The 20,405-nt window shown below is 70.9% G+C and carries 21 protein-coding genes; 8 read left to right on the forward strand and 13 right to left on the reverse strand.

From position 1 onward, the window contains the following. Positions 1–8: 8 nt before the first annotated feature. On the reverse strand, positions 9–1,943 hold the full coding sequence (locus F0L46_RS00190) for a potassium transporter Kup (protein ID WP_149815009.1): 1,935 nt from the start codon (positions 1,941–1,943) through the stop codon (positions 9–11). Between the two features lie 251 nt (positions 1,944–2,194). Between F0L46_RS00190 and F0L46_RS00195 the strand changes: the two genes are divergently transcribed. From F0L46_RS00195 to F0L46_RS00205, 3 genes are all read left to right on the forward strand, one after another. Continuing rightward, positions 2,195–2,704 carry a DUF805 domain-containing protein gene (locus F0L46_RS00195; RefSeq protein WP_149815010.1) on the forward strand — a complete coding sequence of 170 codons (510 nt, stop codon included), beginning with the start codon at positions 2,195–2,197 and terminating at the stop codon, positions 2,702–2,704. Continuing rightward, positions 2,701–3,864 carry a succinyl-diaminopimelate desuccinylase gene (dapE, locus tag F0L46_RS00200; RefSeq protein ID WP_149815011.1) on the forward strand — a complete coding sequence of 388 codons (1,164 nt, stop codon included), beginning with the start codon at positions 2,701–2,703 and terminating at the stop codon, positions 3,862–3,864. Before F0L46_RS00195 ends, dapE begins: the two co-directional genes overlap by 4 nt. Positions 3,865–3,933: 69 nt before the next feature. Then, on the forward strand, positions 3,934–4,365 hold the full coding sequence (locus tag F0L46_RS00205; RefSeq protein ID WP_149815012.1) for a GFA family protein: 432 nt from the start codon (positions 3,934–3,936) through the stop codon (positions 4,363–4,365). On the opposite strand, the gene F0L46_RS00210 is transcribed toward F0L46_RS00205, so the two are convergent. From F0L46_RS00210 to F0L46_RS00220, 3 genes are all read right to left on the reverse strand, one after another. Further along, positions 4,362–5,228 carry an alpha/beta fold hydrolase gene (locus F0L46_RS00210; RefSeq protein WP_149815013.1) on the reverse strand — a complete coding sequence of 289 codons (867 nt, stop codon included), beginning with the start codon at positions 5,226–5,228 and terminating at the stop codon, positions 4,362–4,364. The two genes, F0L46_RS00205 and F0L46_RS00210, sit on opposite strands and share 4 nt — an antisense overlap. Beyond that, positions 5,225–5,989, reverse strand: coding sequence for an alpha/beta fold hydrolase (locus tag F0L46_RS00215; protein ID WP_149815014.1), 765 nt, complete (start codon positions 5,987–5,989; stop codon positions 5,225–5,227). The genes F0L46_RS00210 and F0L46_RS00215 overlap by 4 nt, the downstream gene beginning before the upstream one ends. Before the next feature lie 115 nt (positions 5,990–6,104). After that, positions 6,105–7,529: an OmpP1/FadL family transporter gene (locus F0L46_RS00220; protein WP_188311796.1), complete on the reverse strand. Its 1,425-nt coding sequence runs from the start codon at positions 7,527–7,529 to the stop codon at positions 6,105–6,107. A gap of 394 nt (positions 7,530–7,923) precedes the next feature. Between F0L46_RS00220 and F0L46_RS00225 the strand changes: the two genes are divergently transcribed. After that, the gene (locus tag F0L46_RS00225) at positions 7,924–8,811 is read left to right on the forward strand and encodes a fumarylacetoacetate hydrolase family protein (protein ID WP_149815016.1); all 888 of its coding nucleotides are present in this window, start codon (positions 7,924–7,926) and stop codon (positions 8,809–8,811) included. A gap of 46 nt (positions 8,812–8,857) precedes the next feature. Next, positions 8,858–9,328, forward strand: coding sequence for an Lrp/AsnC family transcriptional regulator (locus tag F0L46_RS00230; protein ID WP_149815017.1), 471 nt, complete (start codon positions 8,858–8,860; stop codon positions 9,326–9,328). A 15-nt stretch (positions 9,329–9,343) separates the two neighbouring features. On the opposite strand, the gene argC is transcribed toward F0L46_RS00230, so the two are convergent. Continuing rightward, positions 9,344–10,291, reverse strand: a complete 948-nt coding sequence (argC, locus tag F0L46_RS00235; RefSeq protein WP_149815018.1) for an N-acetyl-gamma-glutamyl-phosphate reductase — start codon at positions 10,289–10,291, stop codon at positions 9,344–9,346. 265 nt (positions 10,292–10,556) lie between these two features. Between argC and F0L46_RS00240 the strand changes: the two genes are divergently transcribed. Continuing rightward, positions 10,557–11,072 carry a DUF5872 domain-containing protein gene (locus F0L46_RS00240; RefSeq protein ID WP_149815019.1) on the forward strand — a complete coding sequence of 172 codons (516 nt, stop codon included), beginning with the start codon at positions 10,557–10,559 and terminating at the stop codon, positions 11,070–11,072. Between the two features lie 12 nt (positions 11,073–11,084). On the opposite strand, the gene truA is transcribed toward F0L46_RS00240, so the two are convergent. From truA to F0L46_RS00260, 4 genes are all read right to left on the reverse strand, one after another. After that, positions 11,085–11,828 carry a tRNA pseudouridine(38-40) synthase TruA gene (truA, locus tag F0L46_RS00245; protein WP_149815020.1) on the reverse strand — a complete coding sequence of 248 codons (744 nt, stop codon included), beginning with the start codon at positions 11,826–11,828 and terminating at the stop codon, positions 11,085–11,087. A gap of 219 nt (positions 11,829–12,047) precedes the next feature. Next, positions 12,048–12,980 carry a methionyl-tRNA formyltransferase gene (gene fmt, locus F0L46_RS00250; RefSeq protein WP_149815021.1) on the reverse strand — a complete coding sequence of 311 codons (933 nt, stop codon included), beginning with the start codon at positions 12,978–12,980 and terminating at the stop codon, positions 12,048–12,050. Next, a complete protein-coding gene (gene def, locus F0L46_RS00255; protein WP_149815022.1) occupies positions 12,977–13,546 on the reverse strand; it encodes a peptide deformylase in 570 nt (189 codons plus the stop codon). The genes fmt and def overlap by 4 nt, the downstream gene beginning before the upstream one ends. A 32-nt stretch (positions 13,547–13,578) precedes the next feature. Next, entirely contained in the window at positions 13,579–14,070 is a 492-nt protein-coding gene (locus tag F0L46_RS00260; protein ID WP_149815023.1) for a peptide deformylase, read from the reverse strand. A gap of 171 nt (positions 14,071–14,241) precedes the next feature. On the opposite strand from F0L46_RS00260, the gene F0L46_RS00265 reads away from it, so the two are divergent. Next, the gene (locus tag F0L46_RS00265; RefSeq protein WP_149815024.1) at positions 14,242–15,351 is read left to right on the forward strand and encodes a DNA recombination protein RmuC; all 1,110 of its coding nucleotides are present in this window, start codon (positions 14,242–14,244) and stop codon (positions 15,349–15,351) included. A 37-nt stretch (positions 15,352–15,388) separates the two neighbouring features. Here the strand turns inward: F0L46_RS00265 and F0L46_RS00270 are convergent, their stop codons facing one another. The 3 genes from F0L46_RS00270 to map form a co-directional block, all read right to left on the reverse strand. Then, positions 15,389–16,600 carry an MFS transporter gene (locus tag F0L46_RS00270; protein WP_149815025.1) on the reverse strand — a complete coding sequence of 404 codons (1,212 nt, stop codon included), beginning with the start codon at positions 16,598–16,600 and terminating at the stop codon, positions 15,389–15,391. 320 nt (positions 16,601–16,920) lie between these two features. Next, the gene (gene radC / locus F0L46_RS00275) at positions 16,921–17,619 is read right to left on the reverse strand and encodes a RadC family protein (RefSeq protein ID WP_149815026.1); all 699 of its coding nucleotides are present in this window, start codon (positions 17,617–17,619) and stop codon (positions 16,921–16,923) included. Between the two features lie 227 nt (positions 17,620–17,846). Further along, positions 17,847–18,677: a type I methionyl aminopeptidase gene (map, locus tag F0L46_RS00280; protein WP_149815027.1), complete on the reverse strand. Its 831-nt coding sequence runs from the start codon at positions 18,675–18,677 to the stop codon at positions 17,847–17,849. A 195-nt stretch (positions 18,678–18,872) separates the two neighbouring features. Between map and F0L46_RS00285 the strand changes: the two genes are divergently transcribed. Continuing rightward, positions 18,873–19,685 (forward strand): FkbM family methyltransferase, encoded by an 813-nt coding sequence (locus F0L46_RS00285; protein WP_240539793.1) that lies wholly within the window; start codon positions 18,873–18,875, stop codon positions 19,683–19,685. Positions 19,686–19,690: 5 nt separating this feature from the next. Here F0L46_RS00285 and sfsA read toward each other — a convergent pair whose 3' ends face one another. After that, positions 19,691–20,404, reverse strand: coding sequence for a DNA/RNA nuclease SfsA (gene sfsA, locus F0L46_RS00290; RefSeq protein WP_149815029.1), 714 nt, complete (start codon positions 20,402–20,404; stop codon positions 19,691–19,693). Position 20,405 lies beyond the last annotated feature (1 nt).

Consider the following 20,405-nt stretch of genomic DNA (forward strand, 5'->3'; position numbering starts at 1 on the left):
GAGACCCGTCAGACCGTCACCTGCGTCCCGACCTCCACGACCCGGCCCGTCGGGATCTGGAAGAAGTCGGTGGCGTCGCTGGCGTTCTTGGCGAGCATGATGAAGATCCGGTCCTGCCAGATGGGCATGCCCGACTGGGCGGCGGGCCGGATCGAGCGCCGGGACAGGAAGAACGACGTCGCCATGATGTCGAACTTGAAGCCGAGCTTGCGCAGGATGGCGAGCCCCCGGGGGACGTTGGGGGTCTCCATGTAGCCGTAGGTCATCACCACGCGCCAGAAGCTGTCGCCGAGATGGTCCACCTTCACCCGCTCCTCGTCGGCGATGCGGGGCTCGTCGGCGCTGCGCACGGTGAGGATGACGTTCTTCTCGTGCAGGACCTTGTTGTGCTTCAGGTTGTGCAGGAGCGCGGAGGGCGCCGTCTCGGGGTCGCTCGTGAGGAAGACGGCGGTGCCCTTCACCCGGTGCGGCTGGCTCTTGCCGAGCATCGCGATGAGCTCCGTCACGGGGACGTCGGTCTTGCGGGTCTTCTCGAACAGGATGCGCGTGCCGCGCACCCAGGTGAGCATCAGCGTGATGAGCGCGGTGGCGAGAAGCACCGGCACGTAACCGCCGGTGAAGAGCTTCGTGAGGTTGGCGCCGAAGAAGGCGAGGTCGATCACGAGGAAGGGCAGGATGAGGAGGAGCGTCGTGGCGAACGACCAGCGCCACCCCTTCCAGATCACGATGATGGCGAGGATCGCGTCCACCGACATCGCCCCGAACACCGCCACTCCGTAGGTATGGGCGAGCGCGCTCGACGACCCGAAGGCGAGAACCAGGATCAGCACGCCGATGAGCAGGAGCGCGTTCACCCGGGGCAGGTAGATCTGGCCCTGGTGCGAAGCGGACGTGAAGCGGATCTCGAGGCGCGGCAGGAGCCCGAGCTGCACGGCCTGGCGGGTGAGGGAGAACGCCCCAGTGATCACGGCCTGCGCCGCGATGATGGTGGCGAGCGTCGCGAGGCCCACGAGGGGGAGCGTCGCCCATTCGGGCACCAGCCGGTAGAACGGGTTCTCCACCGTCTCGGGATGGGAGAGGACGAGGGCGCCCTGGCCGAAATAGTTCAGGATCAGGGCCGGGAAGACGAGGGCGAGCCAGGCCGAGCGGATCGGCCCACGGCCGAAATGGCCCAGATCCGCGTAGAGCGCCTCGGCCCCCGTGGCGACGAGGCAGACGCCGCCGAGCACCGCGAGCGCGATGCCCGGGTTGTTCCACAGGAAGCCCAGGCCGTAGAGCGGGTTGATCGCGAGGAACACGCCCGGGTCGTCGGCGATGTGAAGAAGCCCCGTGAGGGCGAGTGTCGCGAACCAGACGAGCATGACGGGCCCGAAGAAGGCGGCGACCTTCCCCGTGCCGCGGCTTTGCACGGCAAAGAGGCAGACCAGGATCGCGACCGTGATCGGGACCACGTAGTTTTCCATCGCCGGCACGGCGATCTTGAGGCCCTCCACCGCCGAGAGCACGGAGATCGCCGGGGTGATCATGGCGTCGCCGTAGAACAGGCCGGCGCCGGCGGCGCCCAGCACCAGGACGGTGCCCCGCCCCCGTCCCAGCACCCGCTGCGCGAGGGCGACGAGGGTGAGCGTGCCGCCCTCGCCGTTGTTGTCGGCCTTGAGCAGCACGACGACGTATTTGAGGGTGACCACGAGGATCAGCGACCAGAGCATCAGCGAGAGCACGCCGATGACCATCTCGCGGGTCACGGGGCCGCCGGCGCTCGCCGCCTGGATCGACTCGCGCAGGGCGTAGAGCGGGCTCGTGCCGATGTCGCCGTAGACGACGCCGAGCGCGCCGAGGGCCAACGTCCAGAAGCTGGACTTGTGATGCGCGTCCGGCAGGGCAGCCGCTTCGGGAGCCGCTGAGTCGGGGTGCGCTAGGCCCTGCGTGGGAGTTTGGGGCATGGGGGTTCGATTGAGAGGCCGTCTGGTGATCCGAAGCGAAACGCGATCCGACAGGTTTCGCCGGTCAACGCGGCGGAGGACTGGTCCAGTCCGGGCGCGCGGTCACTAACATACCCTGCATCAGCTTAAAACCGAATCTAAGCCAAGGTTCCGGGACGCGTCATCCTGCCCGGACCGGAGGCCCCTGGGCCGCCTCTTCCCAGGGCGCGCCGCAGGTGCCAGAACGGGCGTGGAAACCGCCGCGACGGGGGATGCAGGCCGCGCCCATGGAGGAGCCCGAGAGGTACCGCCGCCCGTCGGCGGCCGACATCTTCCTGAGCTTCGAGGGCCGTCTCGACCGGGAGCGCTGGCTCGGCGGCGTGGCGCTGCTCGTCCTCGTGGTCACGGGCACCTTCCTGGCGACCTGGCGCCTCGCCGAGGCGGGCCTCATCGGCGGAACGGCGCGGGAGGCGCTGCGCGTCTTCGTCCAGGTCTTCGTCCTCGTGCCCTGGACCGCGATGGATTGGAAGCGCTTCCATGATCTCGGCCATCCGGGCCCTCTTGCCCTCATCTGCCCGGGCCTCTACGCGGGCTCGCGCGCCTGGGACACGGCGGTGCCGGCAGGCCTGCCCGGCCACGAGGCGGTGAGCGCGGCGTTGAGCTGGCTTCAGGTCGCGGTGGCCTTGTGGCTTGCCTATGCCCTGGCCTATCTCGCCGGATCGCCCGAGCCCAACCCCTACGGCGCGCCGCCCGGCCCGCCCTCCGCCCCGGAGACCCCATGACCCGCAAGCCCCTCGATCTGGCGCAGGCCCTGATCCGCTGCCCCTCCGTGACGCCTGCCGAGGGCGGGGCGCTGTCGCTGCTCGCGGACGTGCTGGGCGAGGCCGGCTTCGAGGTGCACCGCCCCGTCTTTCGGGAGGAAGGCACGCCGGACGTGGAGAACCTCTATGCCCGGTGGGGCACGGGCAGCCCGTGCCTCGTCTTCGCCGGCCACACCGACGTGGTGCCGCCGGGCGACGCGTCGACCTGGCGGCACGATCCCTTCTCGGGCGCGATCGAGGGCGGCGAGCTGTTCGGCCGGGGCGCCGTCGACATGAAGGGGGGCGTGGCCTGCATGGTCGCCGCGGCGCTCGCCTTCACGGCCGCCAACCCCGAGGCGCCGGGCTCCATCGCCTTCCTCATCACGGGTGACGAGGAGGGGCCGGCCGTGAACGGCACGGTCAAGCTGCTCGAATGGGCCCGCGCGCGGGGCGAGCGCTTCGATCATTGCGTGCTGGGCGAGCCCACGAATCCCGAGGCGCTTGGCGACATGATCAAGATCGGCCGGCGCGGCTCCCTCACGGGGCGTCTCGTGGTCCATGGCCGCCAGGGTCACGTGGCCTATCCGCACCTCGCCGAGAACCCCATCCCCGGCATGGTGCGGCTGCTCGCGGCGCTCGGCGCCGAGCCGCTGGATGCGGGGACCGAGCACTTCGACGCCTCGAACCTCGAGGTCACCACCGTGGACGCCGGGAACCCGGCCACCAACGTGGTGCCGGCGGAGGTGCGCGCCACGTTCAACATCCGCTTCAACGACACCTGGACCCCCGAGACCCTGGAGGCGGAGATCCGCAGGCGTCTCGACGCGGCTGCCGGGAACACCGTGCGCTACACCCTGCGCGTCGAGCCCACCAATGCCGTGGCCTTCCTCACCGCGCCGGGCCCCTTCGTGGAGCGCTTCGCCATGGCTGTGGAGGCCGAGACCGGCCGGCGGCCGGCGCTCTCCACCACGGGCGGCACCTCGGATGCGCGCTTCATCAAGGACCATTGCCCGGTGCTGGAATTCGGCCTCGTCGGCCAGACCATGCATGCCGTCGACGAGCGGGTGGCGGTGGCGGATCTCGACCGCCTCGCCGCGATCTACCGCCGCTTCCTCGACGGCTATTTCGGTGCCGCCGCGTAATCGGCGTCTCTTGCCAGCGGCATGGGAGCGGCGGACGATGCCGGCCGCCCACACCGGAGGAGGCGCGGCATGGATCGTTTCACGGGCGGCTGCCTGTGCGGGAGCGTCAGGCTCGTGGCGACGGGGCGTCCCTACCGGGTCGGCCTGTGCCACTGCCTCGACTGCCGCAAGCACCACGGCGCCCTGTTCCAGGCGACCGCGATCTTCCCCGAGGCGGCCGTGACGGTCGAGGGCGAGACGCGGGACTATGCCGGGCGCCACTTCTGCCCGCGCTGCGGCTCGCCGCTCTTCGCCCGCAGTGCCGACGAGGTCGAAGTGAACCTCGGTTCCCTCGACGCACCGAACCAGCTGACGCCCACCTACGAGAACTGGACCGTCCGCCGCGAGTCCTGGCTGCCTCCGTTCCCGTCCGAGAGGCGCTACGCGCGCGACCGCGAGGCGGCCGGCCGCTCCGAGGGCGAGGTCCGGCGGCCTGGCGACGGCGGGCCTCCGGACGTTTAAGCCTCGGGGAAGCGGCGCGCCAGGAAGTCCTCGACCGCGGCGCCGAAGGCGTCGTTGCGGTCGCCCGCCACCATGTGGCGGGCCTCGGCGACGTTGGCGTATTCGGCATGGGGCGCGAGCGCCCGGAACTCCGCCACCGCCTCCGGGGTGACGAGCTCGCTCGACCCGCCGCGCACCAGCAGGGTCGGCACGCTAAGGCCTGCCGCGGCCCGCACCAGGGCGGCCTCGACGGTCTCGCGGTCGCGGCCCACGGGGCTCGGCCCGTCGAGGAAGGAGGGGTCCCAGTGCCAGCGCCAGCGGCCGTCGGGATGCTGGCGCAGGTTCTTGCGCAGGCCGTCGAGGGAGGTGGGGCGCGGCCGGTGCGGCAGATAGGCCGCGACCGCGTCGGCGGCCTCCTCGATCGTCGCGAAGCCCTCGCGGGCCCGCGCCCGCATGAAGCCCTGGATATGGTCCACGCCGCCCGGATCCATCCGCGGCACGATGTCGACGAGGACGAGCCCCGCGAAGACGGGCTCGCCGGACTCGCCCAGGGCATGCAGCGCCGCGATGCCGCCGAGCGACGCCCCGATCGCCACGGGCTTGCGGCCCGTCTCGTCCGCGATCTGGCGCGCCACCGCGGCGGCGTCCGCCGCGAAGACAGGGAAGGAATAGAGCCCGTCCGCCACCCAGGCGCTGTCGCCGTGGCCGCGCTGGTCGAGGGCGATCGCCCGCCAGCCCCGGGCGGCGAGGCGCCGGGTCGTCTGCCCCCAGGCGTGGCGCGTCTGGCCGCCGCCATGCAGGAGGAGGGCGGTCCGGGGGCCCGGGCCGGCGACCGTCGCGGCGAGCGCGTTGCCGTGCGCGCCCTGGAAGGTGCGGTTCGTCATGGGCGCTCGCTCAAGAAAGCGAGCACGCCCGCCTTGTGGGTTCGGTCGCCGACGGCGAGGTTGTGGTCGCGGTCGGGGATGTCGAGGGCGCGGGCGCCGGGGATGAGGGCCGCGAGCGCCGGGCCGGAGCCCGCGACCGCGTCCCGCGTTCCCACCGAGACGAGCACCGGCACCGCGATGCGCCCGGCCTCCTCCCGCGAGAGCACCTGCCGCGAGCCGCGGATGCAGGCCGCGAGCGCGGCGAGATCGCTCTTCGTCTGCTCGGCGAAGGCGCGGAACATGCGCTGCATCGGGTCGGTGAGGGCATCGAGCGAGGGCGCCTCCATGGCGTCGGCGATGCCGAGCGGCAGGCCTACCCCCTCCACGAGATGGATGCCCAAACCCCCGAGCAGGGCGGAGCGGACGCGGTCGGGGTGGCTCAAGGCGAGGTGGGCCGTGATGCGGGCGCCCATGGAATAGCCGATCACGTCGGCGCGGGGGATGTCGAGATGGTCGAGGAGGCGCCGGGCGTCCCCCGCCATGACGTTGGAATCGTAGGCCGCCGGCTCGTGCGGCTTGTCGCTCTGCCCGTGCCCCCTGTTGTCGAGGGCGATCACCCGGAAGCCCGCGCCGGTGAGGGTCTTGGTCCACAGGGTGTTGACCCAGTTCACCGCGTGGTTCGAGGCGAAGCCGTGGATCAGGAGGATCGGATCGCCGGAACCCGCGGCAGGCTCGATGTCGACATAGGCGATGCGGACGCCGTCGGAGAGGAAGCTTTGCATGGGGGCCGATCAGGATGGGAGGCCCCGTCTAAAGCGATTTCGGCCGGATGTGAACGCCCATGAAAAAAGGCCGGCGGAAACCGCCGGCCTTCAGACCACGTCCGATCCGGCGGGATCAGAACTTGCGGATAAGCGGGCGCTCCTCGACCGCCACCACCGCGGGCTCGTCCCAGCGATAGGTGAGGCCGACCGCGAGAACGTCGACGGACGGCTTGGCGACGCCCTGATAGCTCACGCCCGAGAAGGAGGGATGGCCCGGGACGATGTTCACCGGAGCGTCCTTGATGAAGTAGTGGGCGTAGGAGACGTCCACCGCGAAGCGGTTGCTCAGCTTGTAGCCGACGCCCGCCGAGACGCCCCAGCGATCGTTGTCCGAGATGCGGGTGGTGCGCACCCGGTCGGTCACCGCCGACTGCTCGTAGGACACGCCGCCGCGCAGGGTCAGGAACGGGTTGAAGGCATATTCCAGGCCGGCCGAGAAATAGTGCGCGTCCGAGTACTCGAAGTTGAGCGAGGTCAGGACCTGGTCGTTCGCCGTGGAGCGGACCGGGATGCGGCTGAAGCGGCTCCAGTTCGTCCACTCGTAGCCCAGGTGCACCTGCAGGTCGGGGGTGATCTGCTGCGAGAAGCCGAGGAGGACCGACTCGGGCAGGGTCAGGTTGGCGCGGATCGGGATGTCGACGCCCGTGCCGAGGGTCGTCGGCTGGGTGAGGTCGCCCGAGAGCTCGTGGCGCACCATCGAGCGGTAGCCGATGCCGAAGGTGCCGCCGGTCCAGGGCGTGATCGTCGCGCCGAGGCGGTAGCCATAAGAGACGTCGAAACCTTCGAGGATCGAGCTCGGCGCGTTCGGCGAGACGGCCGTCAGGGCCGCCAAGGGCCCGGTCTGCCCAAGGAAAGGCGAGGCCTGCTTCAGTTCCACCTTGAAGTACTGGATCTGGGCGGCGGCGCCGAGCGACAGCCAGGGGGTGACCTGGTAGGCGACCGAGGGCGAGGCGTTGTAGGAGCGAACCTTCGACGAGCGGCCATAGACCTGGCCGGCCGAGTTGAGGTTCTCCGCCTTGGAGCGCAGGCCCCAGGGCGCGCCGGTCGCGAGGCCGACCCAGAGCTGATCGGTGACCTGGTAGACGCTGTAGGAGCTCGGGACGACCACGCCCTCGCCGCCGATCTCGCCCACCGGGGTCTGCTGCGGGTTGGGAAGGGTGAAGCCGGCCGGGGCTCCGGCCGGGTACAAGCGGCTCGGGGCGTCGATGCTGTAGGACGCCTGCGGATAGATGAGGGCAGCGTTCCAGTTGCTCTGACGGCCCGGGAACATGGTCATCGTGGCCGGGTTCCAGCCGATCGAGGCCAGCCCGATGCCGCCCGACGCGCCGCCCGCGAACTGCAAGCCGACGCCCTCGGCGCCCTGGCCCGTGCGGATATAGAAGGAGCTCGCCTGCGCGGCGCCGGCGGCGATCAAGGTCACGCCCGACACGGTGGCGGCGGCGATCAAGGTCACGCCCGACACGGTGGCGGCGGCGATCAAGCGACGGATGGAAAACATCCCGGTCCTGCCCTTATGAGGTGTTCTTGTGCATCGACATGTTGCCGCGTTGGCAACCATCCATGCATCCTGCACGTGCCTCCATTGCGCCGCAATCCCGCCCCAGGGCCGCCGCCCGAGCGCCCGCGCCGCCAATCGATGCCAATAAAATTGGGATGAACGACTTTCGTCATTTACAAGCCCGCGAAGTCGACGAAAGCTCTCGCGCGTCGCCGGATCCCATTCACACAATAATCGCGCGCTTCGATCCGCGGGCCCGTCGCATGGGCAAAACGCGGGCGACTGCGCTTTCGCTAGGCAGCGTGGCAAAGCCGCAACATGGGACCGGGGCGACGCGACGCTTGCCAAGCGGCCTCCGGCTTGGTCAGAGTGCGGCCCTCAAGGAGGACGCCCCATGAAGCTCGTGCGTTTTGGACCCGCCGGCGAGGAGAAGCCGGGACTGGTCGACCAGGACGGCCGCATCCGCGACCTGTCCGGCATCGTTCCCGACATTTCCGGCCCCGTTCTCGGGCGCCGCATGCTCGACGAGCTGCGGGGCACGGCCCTCTCGTCCCTGCCGCTCGCGCCGGACGGCGCGCGGCTCGGCCCCTGCGTGGGGGATGTCGGCAACTTCATCGCGGTGGGCCTCAACTTCGCCGACCACGCGGCCGAGACCGGCGCGCCCATCCCGGCGGAGCCGATCCTGTTCAACAAGGCGCCCTCCTGCATCGTGGGCCCCAACGACACGGTCGTGATCCCCAAGGCCTCGCGCAAGACCGACTGGGAGGTCGAGCTCGCCATCGTGATCGGTGAGCGGGCGTCTTACGTCCACGCCAACGAGGCCCTGGATTACGTGGCGGGCTTCTGCATCTGCCACGACGTGTCGGAGCGCGAGTTCCAGCTGGAGCGCGGCGGCACGTGGTCGAAGGGCAAGGGCTGCCCCACCTTCGGACCCTTAGGGCCCTGGCTCGTGACGGCCGACGAGGTCGCGGACGTGCAGAAGCTCGGCATGTGGCTCACCGTGAACGGCGAGACCATGCAGAAGGGCTCGACGCAGACGATGATCTTCACCTGCGCCCAGCTCGTCTCCTACATCTCCCATTTCATGATTCTGGAGCCCGGCGACGTCATCACGACGGGCACGCCGCCCGGCGTCGGCATGGCCCTGAAGCCCCCGCGCTTCCTCCAGCACGGCGACGTCGTGGCGCTCGGCATCGAGGGCCTCGGCGAGCAGCGCCAGACGGTGATGGCCTTCGACGAGTGGACCGCGACGGTGTCGCGCGGCGCGCCGACGAACCCCTGAGGCCTCCCGCGCCGCGCGAGCCGCGGCGCCGGACCGCCCCGCCGGCATGGACCGCATCGACCGCAAGATCCTCGCCCTGCTGCAGGACGATTCCGACATCGGCCTCGCCGAGCTGTCGGATCGGGTCGGGCTGTCCCAGACCCCGTGCTGGAAACGGATCCAGAAGCTGCAGCAGGCGGGGGTGATCGTGAAGCGAGTCGCCCTCGTCGACCCCGGGGCGGTGGGGCTCGGCCTCACGGTCTTCGTCTCCGTCGAGACCGCCGACCACTCGGCGGCCTGGATCGACGGATTTGCGGCAGGCGTCTCGGCCATGCCCGAGGTCATGGAGCTCTACCGCATGGCGGGCGACGTGGACTACATGCTGCGGGTGGTCGTGGCCGACATGGCGGCCTACGACGCCTTCTACAAGCGGCTCATCGGCCGCTTCCCGCTCAAGAACGTGACCTCGCGCTTCGCCATGGAGCGCATCAAGTCCACCACGGCCCTGCCGATCCCGAGCGACGCCGAAGAGCGGTGAGCGGGATCGGCGCCGTCAGAGACCCAGCATGAGGCGGATGTTCTGCACCGCCGCGCCGGACGCGCCCTTGCCGAGATTGTCGAGGCGGGCGACGAGCAGGGCCTGCGTGCCCCCTTCCCCCGAGAACACCCGCAGCTCCAGGGCGTCCGTGTCGTTGAGCGCCTCGGGCTCGATGCGCTCGGTCCGCTTCGCGCCCTCGATCGTCGGCACCACGCGCACGTTGCCCCCGGCCCGGTAGCGCTCGGCGAGCGCCGCCTCGAGATCGGCGGGCGTCGGGGATTCCGGCAGGACGTCGAGGTGGAGCGGGATGCTCACGAGCATGCCCTGGCGGAAATTGCCCACGGACGGGATGAAGATCGGGCGCCGGGTGAGGCGGCTATAGGCCTGAAGCTCGGGCAGGTGCTTGTGGCCGAAGGACAGGCCATAGAGCTCGAAGGCCGCCCCGCGCCCCGCCTCGTAGGCCTCGATCATGGAGCGCCCGCCGCCGCTATAGCCCGACACCGCGTTGACGGAGACCGGATGATCGGCCGGGATCAGGCCCGCATCCACGAGGGGGCGCAGGAGGGCGATGGCGCCGGTGGGGTAGCAGCCCGGATTGGCCACGCGCGCGGCGCCGCGCACCGCCTCCGTCTGCTCGGGCGACAGCTCCGGGAAGCCGTAGGTCCAGCCGGGCGCGATCCGGAAAGCGGTGCTGGCGTCGAGGATGCGCGGCGCGTCGGCCCCGAGCTCGTCGGCGAAGGCCACCGCCTCCCGGGCCGCGTCGTCGGGCAGGCAGAGCACCACGAGGTCCACCTCCGCCATCAGGGCCTTGCGGGCGGCGGGGTCCTTGCGGCGCTCAGGGGCGATGGAGCGGATCTCGACGCCCGCGAGCCCCGCCAGGCGCTCGCGGATGCCCAGGCCCGTGGTGCCGGCTTCGCCGTCGATGAAGAGGGTGGCGGGGCGGGTGGTGACGGTCTGGTCCATGGAGGGCTCCTGGGAGGCCTTGAGGGCAGGGATCCGGGCAACAAAAAAGCCGCGCTGTCGGGCGCGGCTCACGATCATGCGGCGCACGGCCGACGTCGGGCAGCACCCTTACGGGGCGGCCGGGCGGCGTCGGAGAGGGGCGCGGGTGCTGCACATGGGGCGAGATATGAGCCCGACGGCGCGGGAAGTCAACGCGGGGGCGCATCGCCGCAGGCCGGAACGGCCGCCCCGAGCCCTCGTTCCCCGCGAAAGGCGGAGATCCATCATGGCGGCCACGGCGAAGAAATCGGACCCGACGCTCTGGGAGCGGGTCAAGGCGGAGATCACGAAGGGCGACAAGGGCGGCGATCCCGGCGAGTGGTCCGCCCGCAAGGCCCAGATGGCGGTGCAGGAATACAAGCGCCGCGGCGGCGGCTACGAGGGCAGGAAGTCGGACGACAACCACCTCGTCCAGTGGGAGCACGAGGAGTGGGGCACGAAGTCCGGCAAGCCCTCGGGCGAGACGGGCGAGCGCTACCTGCCGAAGGACGCGCGCAAGAAGCTGTCCGACAGCGAATACAAGCGCACCACGGCCAAGAAGCGCGCCGACACCCGCGCCGGCAAGCAGTTCTCGCAGCAGCCCCGCGACATCGCCAAGAAGGCGGCCTCGGCGCGAAAGACCGGCAAGGCCGCGGCGGGCCGGGAGCGCACGAAGGCGGACCTCATGGCCGAGGCGAGGAAGCGCGACGTGCCGGGCCGCTCCAAGATGTCGAAGGCACAGCTGGAGCGGGCGCTGGGGTGACCGCCCCGCGCCTCAATAATCCACCCCGACGAGATAGAGCCCCGCGGACGGAGCCATCGGACCGCAGCGGCGCCGGTCGCGGGCGGCGAGCGCGGCGCGGACGTCGTCCGGGGTGAGCTTGCCGGTGCCCGCGAGCGCCAGGGTGCCGACCATCGAGCGGACCTGGTGGTGCAGGAAGGAGCGGGCGGAGGCGTGGATGCGGACCTCCTCGCCGATGCGCTCCACGTCGAGGCGGTCGAGGGTGCGCACGGGGCTGTCGGCCTGGCATTCGGCGGCACGGAAGGTGGTGAAGTCGTGCCGGCCCAGGAGGTGGCGCGCCGCCTCGTGCATCGCCCCGTGATCGAGATGCTGCGGCACCTGCCAGACCCGGGTGCGCTCCAGCGCGCTCGGGGCGCGGCGGTTGAGGATGCGGTAGAGATAATGGCGCTTCACCGCCGAGAGGCGGGCGTTGAACGTGTCGGGCACCAGCTCGGCGGACAGCACCGCCACCGCCTCGCCCGCGAGCTTCAGCTTGGCGTTCACCGCGTCGCGCACGGTGTCGGTGCGCCAGTCCTTCGCGAGATCGACGTTCACCACCTGATGCGTCGCGTGCACGCCTGCATCGGTGCGGCCGGCGCACTGCACCCGCAGCCGCTCGCCGCAAAACGCGAGGAGCGCCTCCTCCAGCGCGGCCTGCACCGAGCGCCCGTTTTCCTGCCACTGCCAGCCGACGTAAGGGGTCCCGTCGTACTCGACGACGAGCTTGTAGCGGGGCATGTCAGCGGGCTCCCCACCTCTCCCCGCCGCGCGGGGAGAGGGCGACGCCGGCGCAATGGCTGGCGACGCGCAGCGGAGCCAAGGTGAGGGGGCTTGGACGGTCGAGCGCCCTCGTCCACGCCCCCTCACCCCCGCGCTGCCGCGCTCGCGCCAGCCCCCGGCCGGGGGGGCTAGCGCCCTCTCCCCGCGCTGCGGGGAGAGGTGGACGACACGACTCCCTCACCCGAGCCGCGCCCCCGGCTGGAGTCGCGTCCCGCGCAGGAACTCGCCAGCCGCCATCGCGGCGCGGCCGGCACGCTGGACCTGGAGGAGCCGCAGGGCCCCGCTGCCGCAGGCGATCGTGCCCTCGCCGTCGAGCAGCGTTCCCGGCGCCCCGGAGCCCTCGGCCGGCGCCGCCCGCAGCACCTTCACGCGCTCGGGCCCCTTGCCGAGATCCGCCTCAAGATAAGCGCCCGGGAAGGGCGAGAGGCCGCGCACGCGGTCGTGCAGGGCTCCGGCTGCTTCGGCGAAGTCCAGGCGGGCCTCCTCGTTGGTGATCTTCTTGGCGTAGGTGACGCCCTCGTTTGGCTGGGGCGTGAAGGTGAGGCCGCCGCGCGAGAGCGCCGCGAGCGCCCGCACCATGAGGTCGGCGCCCAGGCCCATAAGGCGGTCGTGGAGCTCGCCGGCGGTCATGTCGGGGGTGATCGCGACGCGCTCGACCATGGCGACGGGCCCGGTGTCGAGCCCCTCCTCCATGCGCATCACCGCGACCCCGCTCTCCGTGTCCCCCGCCATCACGGCGCGCTGGATCGGCGCCGCGCCGCGCCAGCGCGGCAGGAGGGAGGCATGGAGGTTGAGGCAGCCGAGCCCGGGCGCGTCGAGGACGGGTTTGGGGAGGATCATCCCGTAGGCCACCACTACGGCGACGTCCGCCGCATGAGCCTGGAAGGCGTCTGCGGCCTCCCCGGTGCGCAGGGTCTTCGGGGTGAGCACGGGAATGCCGAAGCGCTCGGCGAGGCGGTGGACGGGGGACGGCTTCAGGTCCATGCCGCGGCCGGCGGCGGCGGGGGCGCGGGTGTAGCACGCCACCACCTCGTGGCCCTGGCCGACGATCTCGGCAAGGGTGGGCACCGCGAAGTCCGGGGTGCCCATGAAGACCACGCGCAGGCTCATGCCTCGTCCTGCTCGCGCCGGGCGGCCTTGGTGAATTTCTTCACCACGCGGTCGCGCTTCAGCTTCGACAGGTGGTCGATGAAGAGGCGGCCGTTGAGATGGTCGATCTCGTGCTGGAGGCAGACGGCCATGAGGCCCGACATCTCGGCCTCCTCGGTGGCGCCCTCCAGCGTCATCCAGCGCACGCGCACGCGCTCGGGCCGCTCGACCTCCTCGACATAGTCGGGGATCGACAGGCAGCCCTCCTCGTAGGGGCGCCGCTCCTCGCTCTGCCAGACGATCTCGGGATTGAGGAACACCTTCGGATCGGGCTCCCGGGGCCGGCCGTCCTCGCGCTCCTCCTCGCCCTCAACGGGCGCGCGGTCGGGCTCCTTGCCGAGATCGACGACGACGACGCGCCGGGGCACGCCGATCTGGATCGCGGCGAGGCCGATGCCGCGGGCGGCATACATTGAATCGAGCATGTCGCGCGCGAGCGTCCGCACGCCGTCGTCGACGACGCCGACGGGCTCGGACACGGCGCGCAGGCGCGGATCGGGGAGGATGACGATGGGGAGCTTCGACATGGGCGCGGATGTAGGCGCACGCGCGGTTGCGGTCAACGACGCGCGAGCTTCTCGAAGCGCTTGATCACCCGCTCCCGCTTGAGGCGCGACAGCCGGTCGATCCAGAACACCCCGTCGAGCTGGTCGATCTCGTGCTGGAGGCAGGTGGCGAGGAACCCCTCCGCCTCCTCCTCGCGCCAGGCGCCCTCCAGGTCGAGATAGCCCACCCGCACCCGCGCGGGGCGCTCGATCTCCTCCGTGACCCCGGGCATCGACACCGACCCTTCCGTGAACCGCGCCGTCTCGGGCGAGGACCAAAGGATCACGGGGTCGAGATAGGTGCGCACCTCCCCCGAGAGCTCGATCACCGTGATGCGGCGCATCACGCCCACATGCGGGCCCGTGATCCCGACCCCCGGCGCGGCGCGCATGGTGTCGAGGAGATCGCGAGCGAGCGCCCGCACGCCGTCGTCGACGAGGCCTATGGGCTCGGCCGCTTGGCGGAGGCGCGGATCGGGGAAGCGGAGGATAGGGAGGAGGGGCATGGGGGATGGTCCTCCCCTCTCCCGGAGGGGAGAGGGGCCGGGGGTGAGGGTGGACGGCCGGGAGGTTGGCTCAAACCGGGCCGCTTGTCATGACCCGCCTCCCCTCCCCCACGAGGCAAGGGGATCTCTCGCGTTCATTCTTCGTTCGCTCCTGCACGCCATCATGCCCGTATGCCTCCCTTCTTCGTCCTCCTCGGTCACCCCGTCTCCGCGCCCGACGCGGCGATCGTCGGCGGCGGCGCGGTGCTCGTTCTCCTCGCGGTCCTCGTGGTCCTGCTCCTGCGCTCGCGGCGCGAGCTTGCCTGGGAGGCGGCGGCGTCGGCCGAGCGGGCGCGGGAGGTGGACGACAAGCTGGCCGAGCTCACCGGGCGCATGCAGACCATGGTGGAGGTGTTCGGCTCGCGCCAGGGCGACTTCGCCCGCATGCTCGCCGAGCGCATCGACCAGGGCGGGCACCGCCAGGCCGAGCACCTGTCGCGGCTCAACGAGCGGCTTGCCGTGATCGACGCGGCGCAGCGCAAGCTCTCCGATCTCACGGGCGAGGTGGTGGGCCTCAAGGACATCCTCGCCAACAAGCAATCGCGCGGCGCCTATGGCCAGGGGCGGATGGAGGCGATCGTGCGCGACGGGCTGCCCGCAGGCGCCTTCGAGTTCCAGGCCACCCTCTCGAACCGCACGCGGCCCGACTGCCTCGTGCGCCTGCCCAACGACCCGCGCGGGCTTGCCATCGACGCCAAGTTCCCCCTGGAGAGCTTCACCGCCCTTCGCGCCGCCAAGGGGGAGGAGGCGCGGGGGAAGGCCATGGCGCGCGTGCGCGGCGACCTCGCGGTGCATATCCGCGACATCGCCGACAAGTACCTCATCCCCGGCGAGACCCAGGAGGTGGCGCTGCTCTTCGTGCCGGCGGAATCGATCTACGCCGACCTCCAAGAGCATTTCGAGGACGTGGTGCAGCGCGCCCACCGGGCGCGAGTGGTGATCGTCTCGCCCTCGCTGCTCGCCATGGCGATCCAGGTGCTCCAGGCGCTCGTGCGCGACGCCCGCATCCGCGACGAGGCGCGGGTGATCCAGACGGAGGTCGGGCGGATGCTGGAGGACGTGGAGCGCCTGCGCGAGCGGGTCACGAAGCTCGACACGCATTTCCGCCAAGCCGAGGCCGACATCGGCGGCATCCGCACCGCCGCCGACCGCATCGCCACCCGGGGCCGGCGCATCGAGGCCCTGGAGTTCGACGAGCCGCAGCCCGGCCTGTTCGACGGGCGGGTGCGGGCGGCGGAATGAGGGGACCGCTGCCCCCCTCTCCTATGGGAGAGGGGGGCTACTCCGCCGGCGCGGGCTGCGGCATGGGGCCGGAGAGCGTCGTCTCCCGCCCCGGCTCGGGGTGACGGGGCACGAGGAACGCCAGGAGGAGCGAGCCCGTCGCCACGGCGGCGCCGATCTGGAACACGAAGGACGGGTTCTTGATCCACACCAGCCCGAACGTCACGGGCAGCGCCACCGCCGCGATGTGGTTGATCGTGAACGCCACCGACGCGGTGGGCGAGATGTCGGCGGGATCCGCGATCTTCTGGAAATAGGTGCGCTGCGCCAGGGTGAGGGTGAAGAACACCCCGTCGAGCACGAAGAGCGCGCCCGCGAGCACCCCGCTCACCGTGAAGGCGTAGCCCAGGAAGACGGCGACGAGCACCGTGTTCTCCAGGATGATCGTGCTGCGCTCGCCGATGCGCCCCACGAGCCGCCCCAGGAGCGGGGCGGCGAGCAGGTTGATCGCGCAGGTGAGGAACAGGAGCTTCGCCAGCCCCGCCACGTCGTAGCCGAAGCGCTCGACGAGGAGGAAGCCTCCGAAGGCCATGAAGAGCTGGCGCCGGGCACCGCTCATGAAGGTCAGCGCATAATAGAGCCAGTAGCGCCGGCGCAGCACGATGGTCTTGCGCTGGGGCACGGTGCCCTGGAACCGCCCGAACGAGAGCGCCACGGCGAGCGCCAGCGCCACGGTGACCACGCCGGTCACGAGATAAAGGGTCTCGAAGCTCGGGCGGATCGTCATCCAGGCCAGAGCCAGAAGCCCGTAGGCCACGAGCTGCCCGCCCGCCGCCGCCCCGGCGATCTGCCCCAGCACCTTCGGCGCCTGCGCCTTCGGCAGGAGCTGGAGCGACAGGGACTGGTTCGCGGTCTCGAAATAGTGGAACCCCACCGACATGACGGTCGTGGTGAGGAGCAGGCCCACGACGGTCGGGAAATAGCCCGTGAGCGCGATGCCCACCCCCAGCACCGCGAGGCTCAGATAGGCCATCGTCTGTTCCCGCATGATCAGGAACCAGAAGATCGCCGTGAAGGCGAGGAAGCCCGGGATCTCGCGCACGGACTGGAGAAGCCCGATCTCCCAGCCCGTGAAGCCCGCCGTCTCCTTGGCGAAGTTGTTCAAGAGCGCCTGCCAGCTCGCGAAGCCGAGCCAGTTCACGAAGGTGATGGCGACGAGGAAGACCGTCGGCGAGGCCGCGAGACGGGTCTTGAACGAGAGAGCGGCCATGGGGGATCCAGTTTCACAGACCTCGCAAGGTGAACTGCCCCGCCCGCCGCGTCAAACGAGGTGGACGCATGCCGGCATGCGCCGAGCGCCCCTCTTTCTTGCGGAGAGGATTCGGGCGGAGATCGGCACGCACGTCGGAACCCTGGATGGGACGGGGAGCACGTACGCCCGTTCAGCCCCGTCCTTCGCCGAGACCTATCGCGTCCCGACCCCGTCGTCGACCTCGGCGAGCCCGGGACATCCGCCCCCGTTCTGACGCGCGCCGTGCCTCGGCCATCGTGCGCCACGCCCGCTCCAACGTGCTGGTGGTGAGCGAACGATCAGATGAGCCGCATGCCCTTGAGCGAGGCGTGCCCCTCCCGTCCGACGATGATGTGGTCGTGGACCGAGATCCCCAGCGGCTTGGCGACGTCGATGATCTCGCGGGTCATCTTCACGTCCGCCGAGGAGGGCGTGGGATCGCCGGACGGGTGGTTGTGGACGAGGATGAGCGCGGTCGCCGAAAGCTCCAGGGCGCGCTTCACCACCTCCCGGGGATAGACCGGCGTGTGGTCCACGGTGCCCTGCCCCTGCACCTCGTCGGCGATGAGCGCGTTGCGCTTGTCGAGGAAGAGCAGGCGGAACTGCTCGCGCTCGCAAAACGCCATGGCGGTGCGGCAATAATCGAGCACCGCGCTCCAGGAGGACAGGACGGGCCGGCTGCGCACGGCGCCCTTGGCGATGCGCCGCGCCGCCGCCTCGACCACCTTCAGGTCCTGCACCACGCTCTCGCCGATGCCGTCCACCTCTAGGAGGCGCGCGGGCGGGGCGGCGAGCGTCTCGGCGAAGCTGCCGAAGCGGCGGATGAGCTCCTTGGCGATGGGCTTCACGTCCCGGCGCGGGATAGAGCGGAACAGCACGATCTCCAGGAGCTCGTAATCGGGCAGCGCATCGCCGCCGACCTCTGCGAAGCGCGCCCGCAGGCGGTCGCGGTGACCGTGATAATGCGGGACCGCCGCGCCCCCATCCGCTCCGCTCATCCGCGCCTCGTTCGCGATTCCGTCGTCAAAGCCTAGCCGTGACGATGGCGCACGCGCGCAAATTGTCCAGAGGTTGTGTGGGTGCCCAGGGGCCGGCGGTCGAGTTTTCCGCCGTCCCGTCTCGGGGGCTGGCCTGAAAGAGGCCGCCGGGCCCACGCTCCCCCTCGTCGCCCGCCTTCGGGGGGCATCCCAGGGCGTCTGGAGCACCCGCGGTCGGGGCCGGTCGCTTACGAGGCCGCGCGGTAGGGCGGCTTGTCGAAGCCCGCAGGCGAGAGCGTGAAGATCTCCACGCCGGTCTCGGTCACGCCCACCGTGTGCTCGAACTGCGCCGAGAGCGAGCGGTCGCGGGTCACCGCGGTCCAGCCGTCGGAGAGCACCTTCACGTGCGGGCGGCCGAGATTGATCATCGGCTCGATCGTGAACAGCATCCCGACCTTCAGCGGCACGTCGTAGGAGGGCTCGACGAAGTGCAGGATGCTCGGGGCGTCGTGAAAGACGCGCCCGAGGCCGTGGCCGCAGAAATCCCGCACCACGGAGCAGCGCTCGGCCTCGGCATAGGTCTGGATCGCCGCCCCGATGGCGTTCGTCGTGGCGCCGGGCTTCACGGCGGCGATGCCCCGCATCAGGGCCTCGTAGGTGATCTCGCACAGGCGCTCGGCGCGCCGTGCCACCTCGCCCACATAGTACATGCGGCTCGAGTCGCCATGCCAGCCGTCGACGATGAGCGTCACGTCGATGTTGACGATGTCGCCGTCGCGCAGGGGCTTGTCGTTGGGGATGCCGTGGCAGACCACGTGGTTGATCGAGGTGCAGATCGAGCGCGGGAAGCCCCGGTAGAGGAGCGGCGCCGGATAGGCGCCCCGGTCCATGGCGAACTCGAACATGAGGCGGTCGAGGCGCTCCGTGGTGACGCCCGGGCGCACGTGCTCGACGAGCATGTCGAGGGCCTCGGCCACGAGGCGGCCGGCGCGGCGCATCCCCTCGAACGCCTCGGGGCCGTGGACGGGCACCTGGCGGGCGCGGGTCGGTTCGAGTTCGGCGACGTCGTCGAGGGTCATGCTGGAGGTCCCATGGAGGGCCGAATGTAAGGATCGCGCGCCGCCGCGCAAGCGCCGCGGCACCGGCGCGGCATTTGCGCGGGGCCGGCCCGGTTTCGCCGCAGGCCGGCGTGCGCGGCCGCGCTTGCAGGGGCCCGGCATCGGTGGCATGAGCACCGTTCCCGCAACCCGGCGACGGCAGGAATGGACGATCGAATGGCTTTCGGCGCTTACGCTCCCTCGGGTGTCACCGGGTGGGTCGTGGACCGCACGCGCCTCCTGCCCGACACCTGGACCGGACGCCGAACCGCCTTCCTGCTGCGCCGGATCGCCTCCCCCTTCATGCGCGGGGTGCCCGTGGACGTGGAGCGGCTGGGGGCGCGCATGCGGCTCCACCCCTACAACAACATCTGCGAGCGGCGCATCCTGTTCACGCCGCAATATTTCGACGCCGAGGAGCTCGCCTTCCTGCGGGGGCGCATCCGCGAGGATTTCGTGTTCATCGACGGCGGGGCCAATGTCGGGGCCTATTCCCTGTTCGTGGCGTCGCAGGCCGGGCCGCGCGCGCGGGTCGTCGCCGTGGAGCCGCAGCCCGACATCTTCGACCGGCTCATCTACAACATCCAGCAGAACCCCTTCGGCACCATCAAGGCCGTGGCCTGCGCGCTCGCCGACAAGACGGGCGAGCTCACCCTCTTCCTCGATCCGCGCAACTCGGGCGAGTCGAGCGTGAAGATCGTGGGCTTCAACCAAGCCCCGACGCTCCGGGTGCCGGGCACGACGCTCCTCGACCTCATCACCCGCGAGGGCTTCGAGCGGGTCGACGCCGCGAAGCTCGACGTGGAGGGCGCCGAGGACCTCATCCTCGAGCCGTTCTTCGCCTCGGCCCCGCGCGCCCTCTACCCCGCCGTCCTCATCCTCGCCAACACGCCGAGCCGCTGGCAGGCGGACCTGACGGGGCTCGTGGAGGCGCAGGGCTACCGGCGGGTGGGGGAGACGAAGAGCAACCTGATCTTCGAGCTGGCCTGAGACGCCTACAGGACCGGCACCGCCTCTCCGATCGTCACCTCCTCCGGCGTCACTCGGCACGTCACCGCGTGCACCTCGACCCCTGCCGCCCGCGCCCGCTTCGAGGCGGCGTCGTAGGTACGGTCGATGTCGCGGGCGACGTCGAAGCGCTCCGCCTCCATCTGGATCACGTAAAGAAGCGCCGCCCGCGCGCCCTGCCCCACCATCGTGGCAAGCTCGTCCATGTGGCGGGCCGAGCGGGCCGCGATGCAGTCGGGGAACTCGGCGAGGCCGGCCTCGCGCATGAGGTGGCAGTTCTTCACCTCCAGATAGAGCGGCGGGCGCCCGTCCGCCTCAAGCAGGAAGTCGACCCGCGAGGCGCGTCCGTATGCGACCTCCGGGCGGATGCGGGAATAACCCTTGAAAGGCGCGAGACGTCCCTCTGCCAAGGCCTCGGCCACGAGCGCGTTGGGACGCGAGGTGTTGATGCCCACCCATTGCGCCGGCCCGCCGTTCACGGGCGCCGCCTCCACGAGCTCCCACGAGAAGCCGAGCTTGCGCTTCGGATTGTCCGACACCGAGAGCAGCACCCGGGCGCCGGGCTGGGCCAGGCCCAGCATCGCGCCCGGATTCGCGCAATGCGCCGTCACCCGCTCGCCGGACATGAGGTCCACGTCCGCCAGGAAGCGCTTGTAGCGCTGGACGAGGCGGTCTTCGAGGAGGGGATGGGGGAAGCGCATG

Origin of the sequence: Salinarimonas soli (assembly GCF_008386575.1) — a bacterium.
Lineage (GTDB): Bacteria > Pseudomonadota > Alphaproteobacteria > Rhizobiales > Beijerinckiaceae > Salinarimonas_A > Salinarimonas_A soli.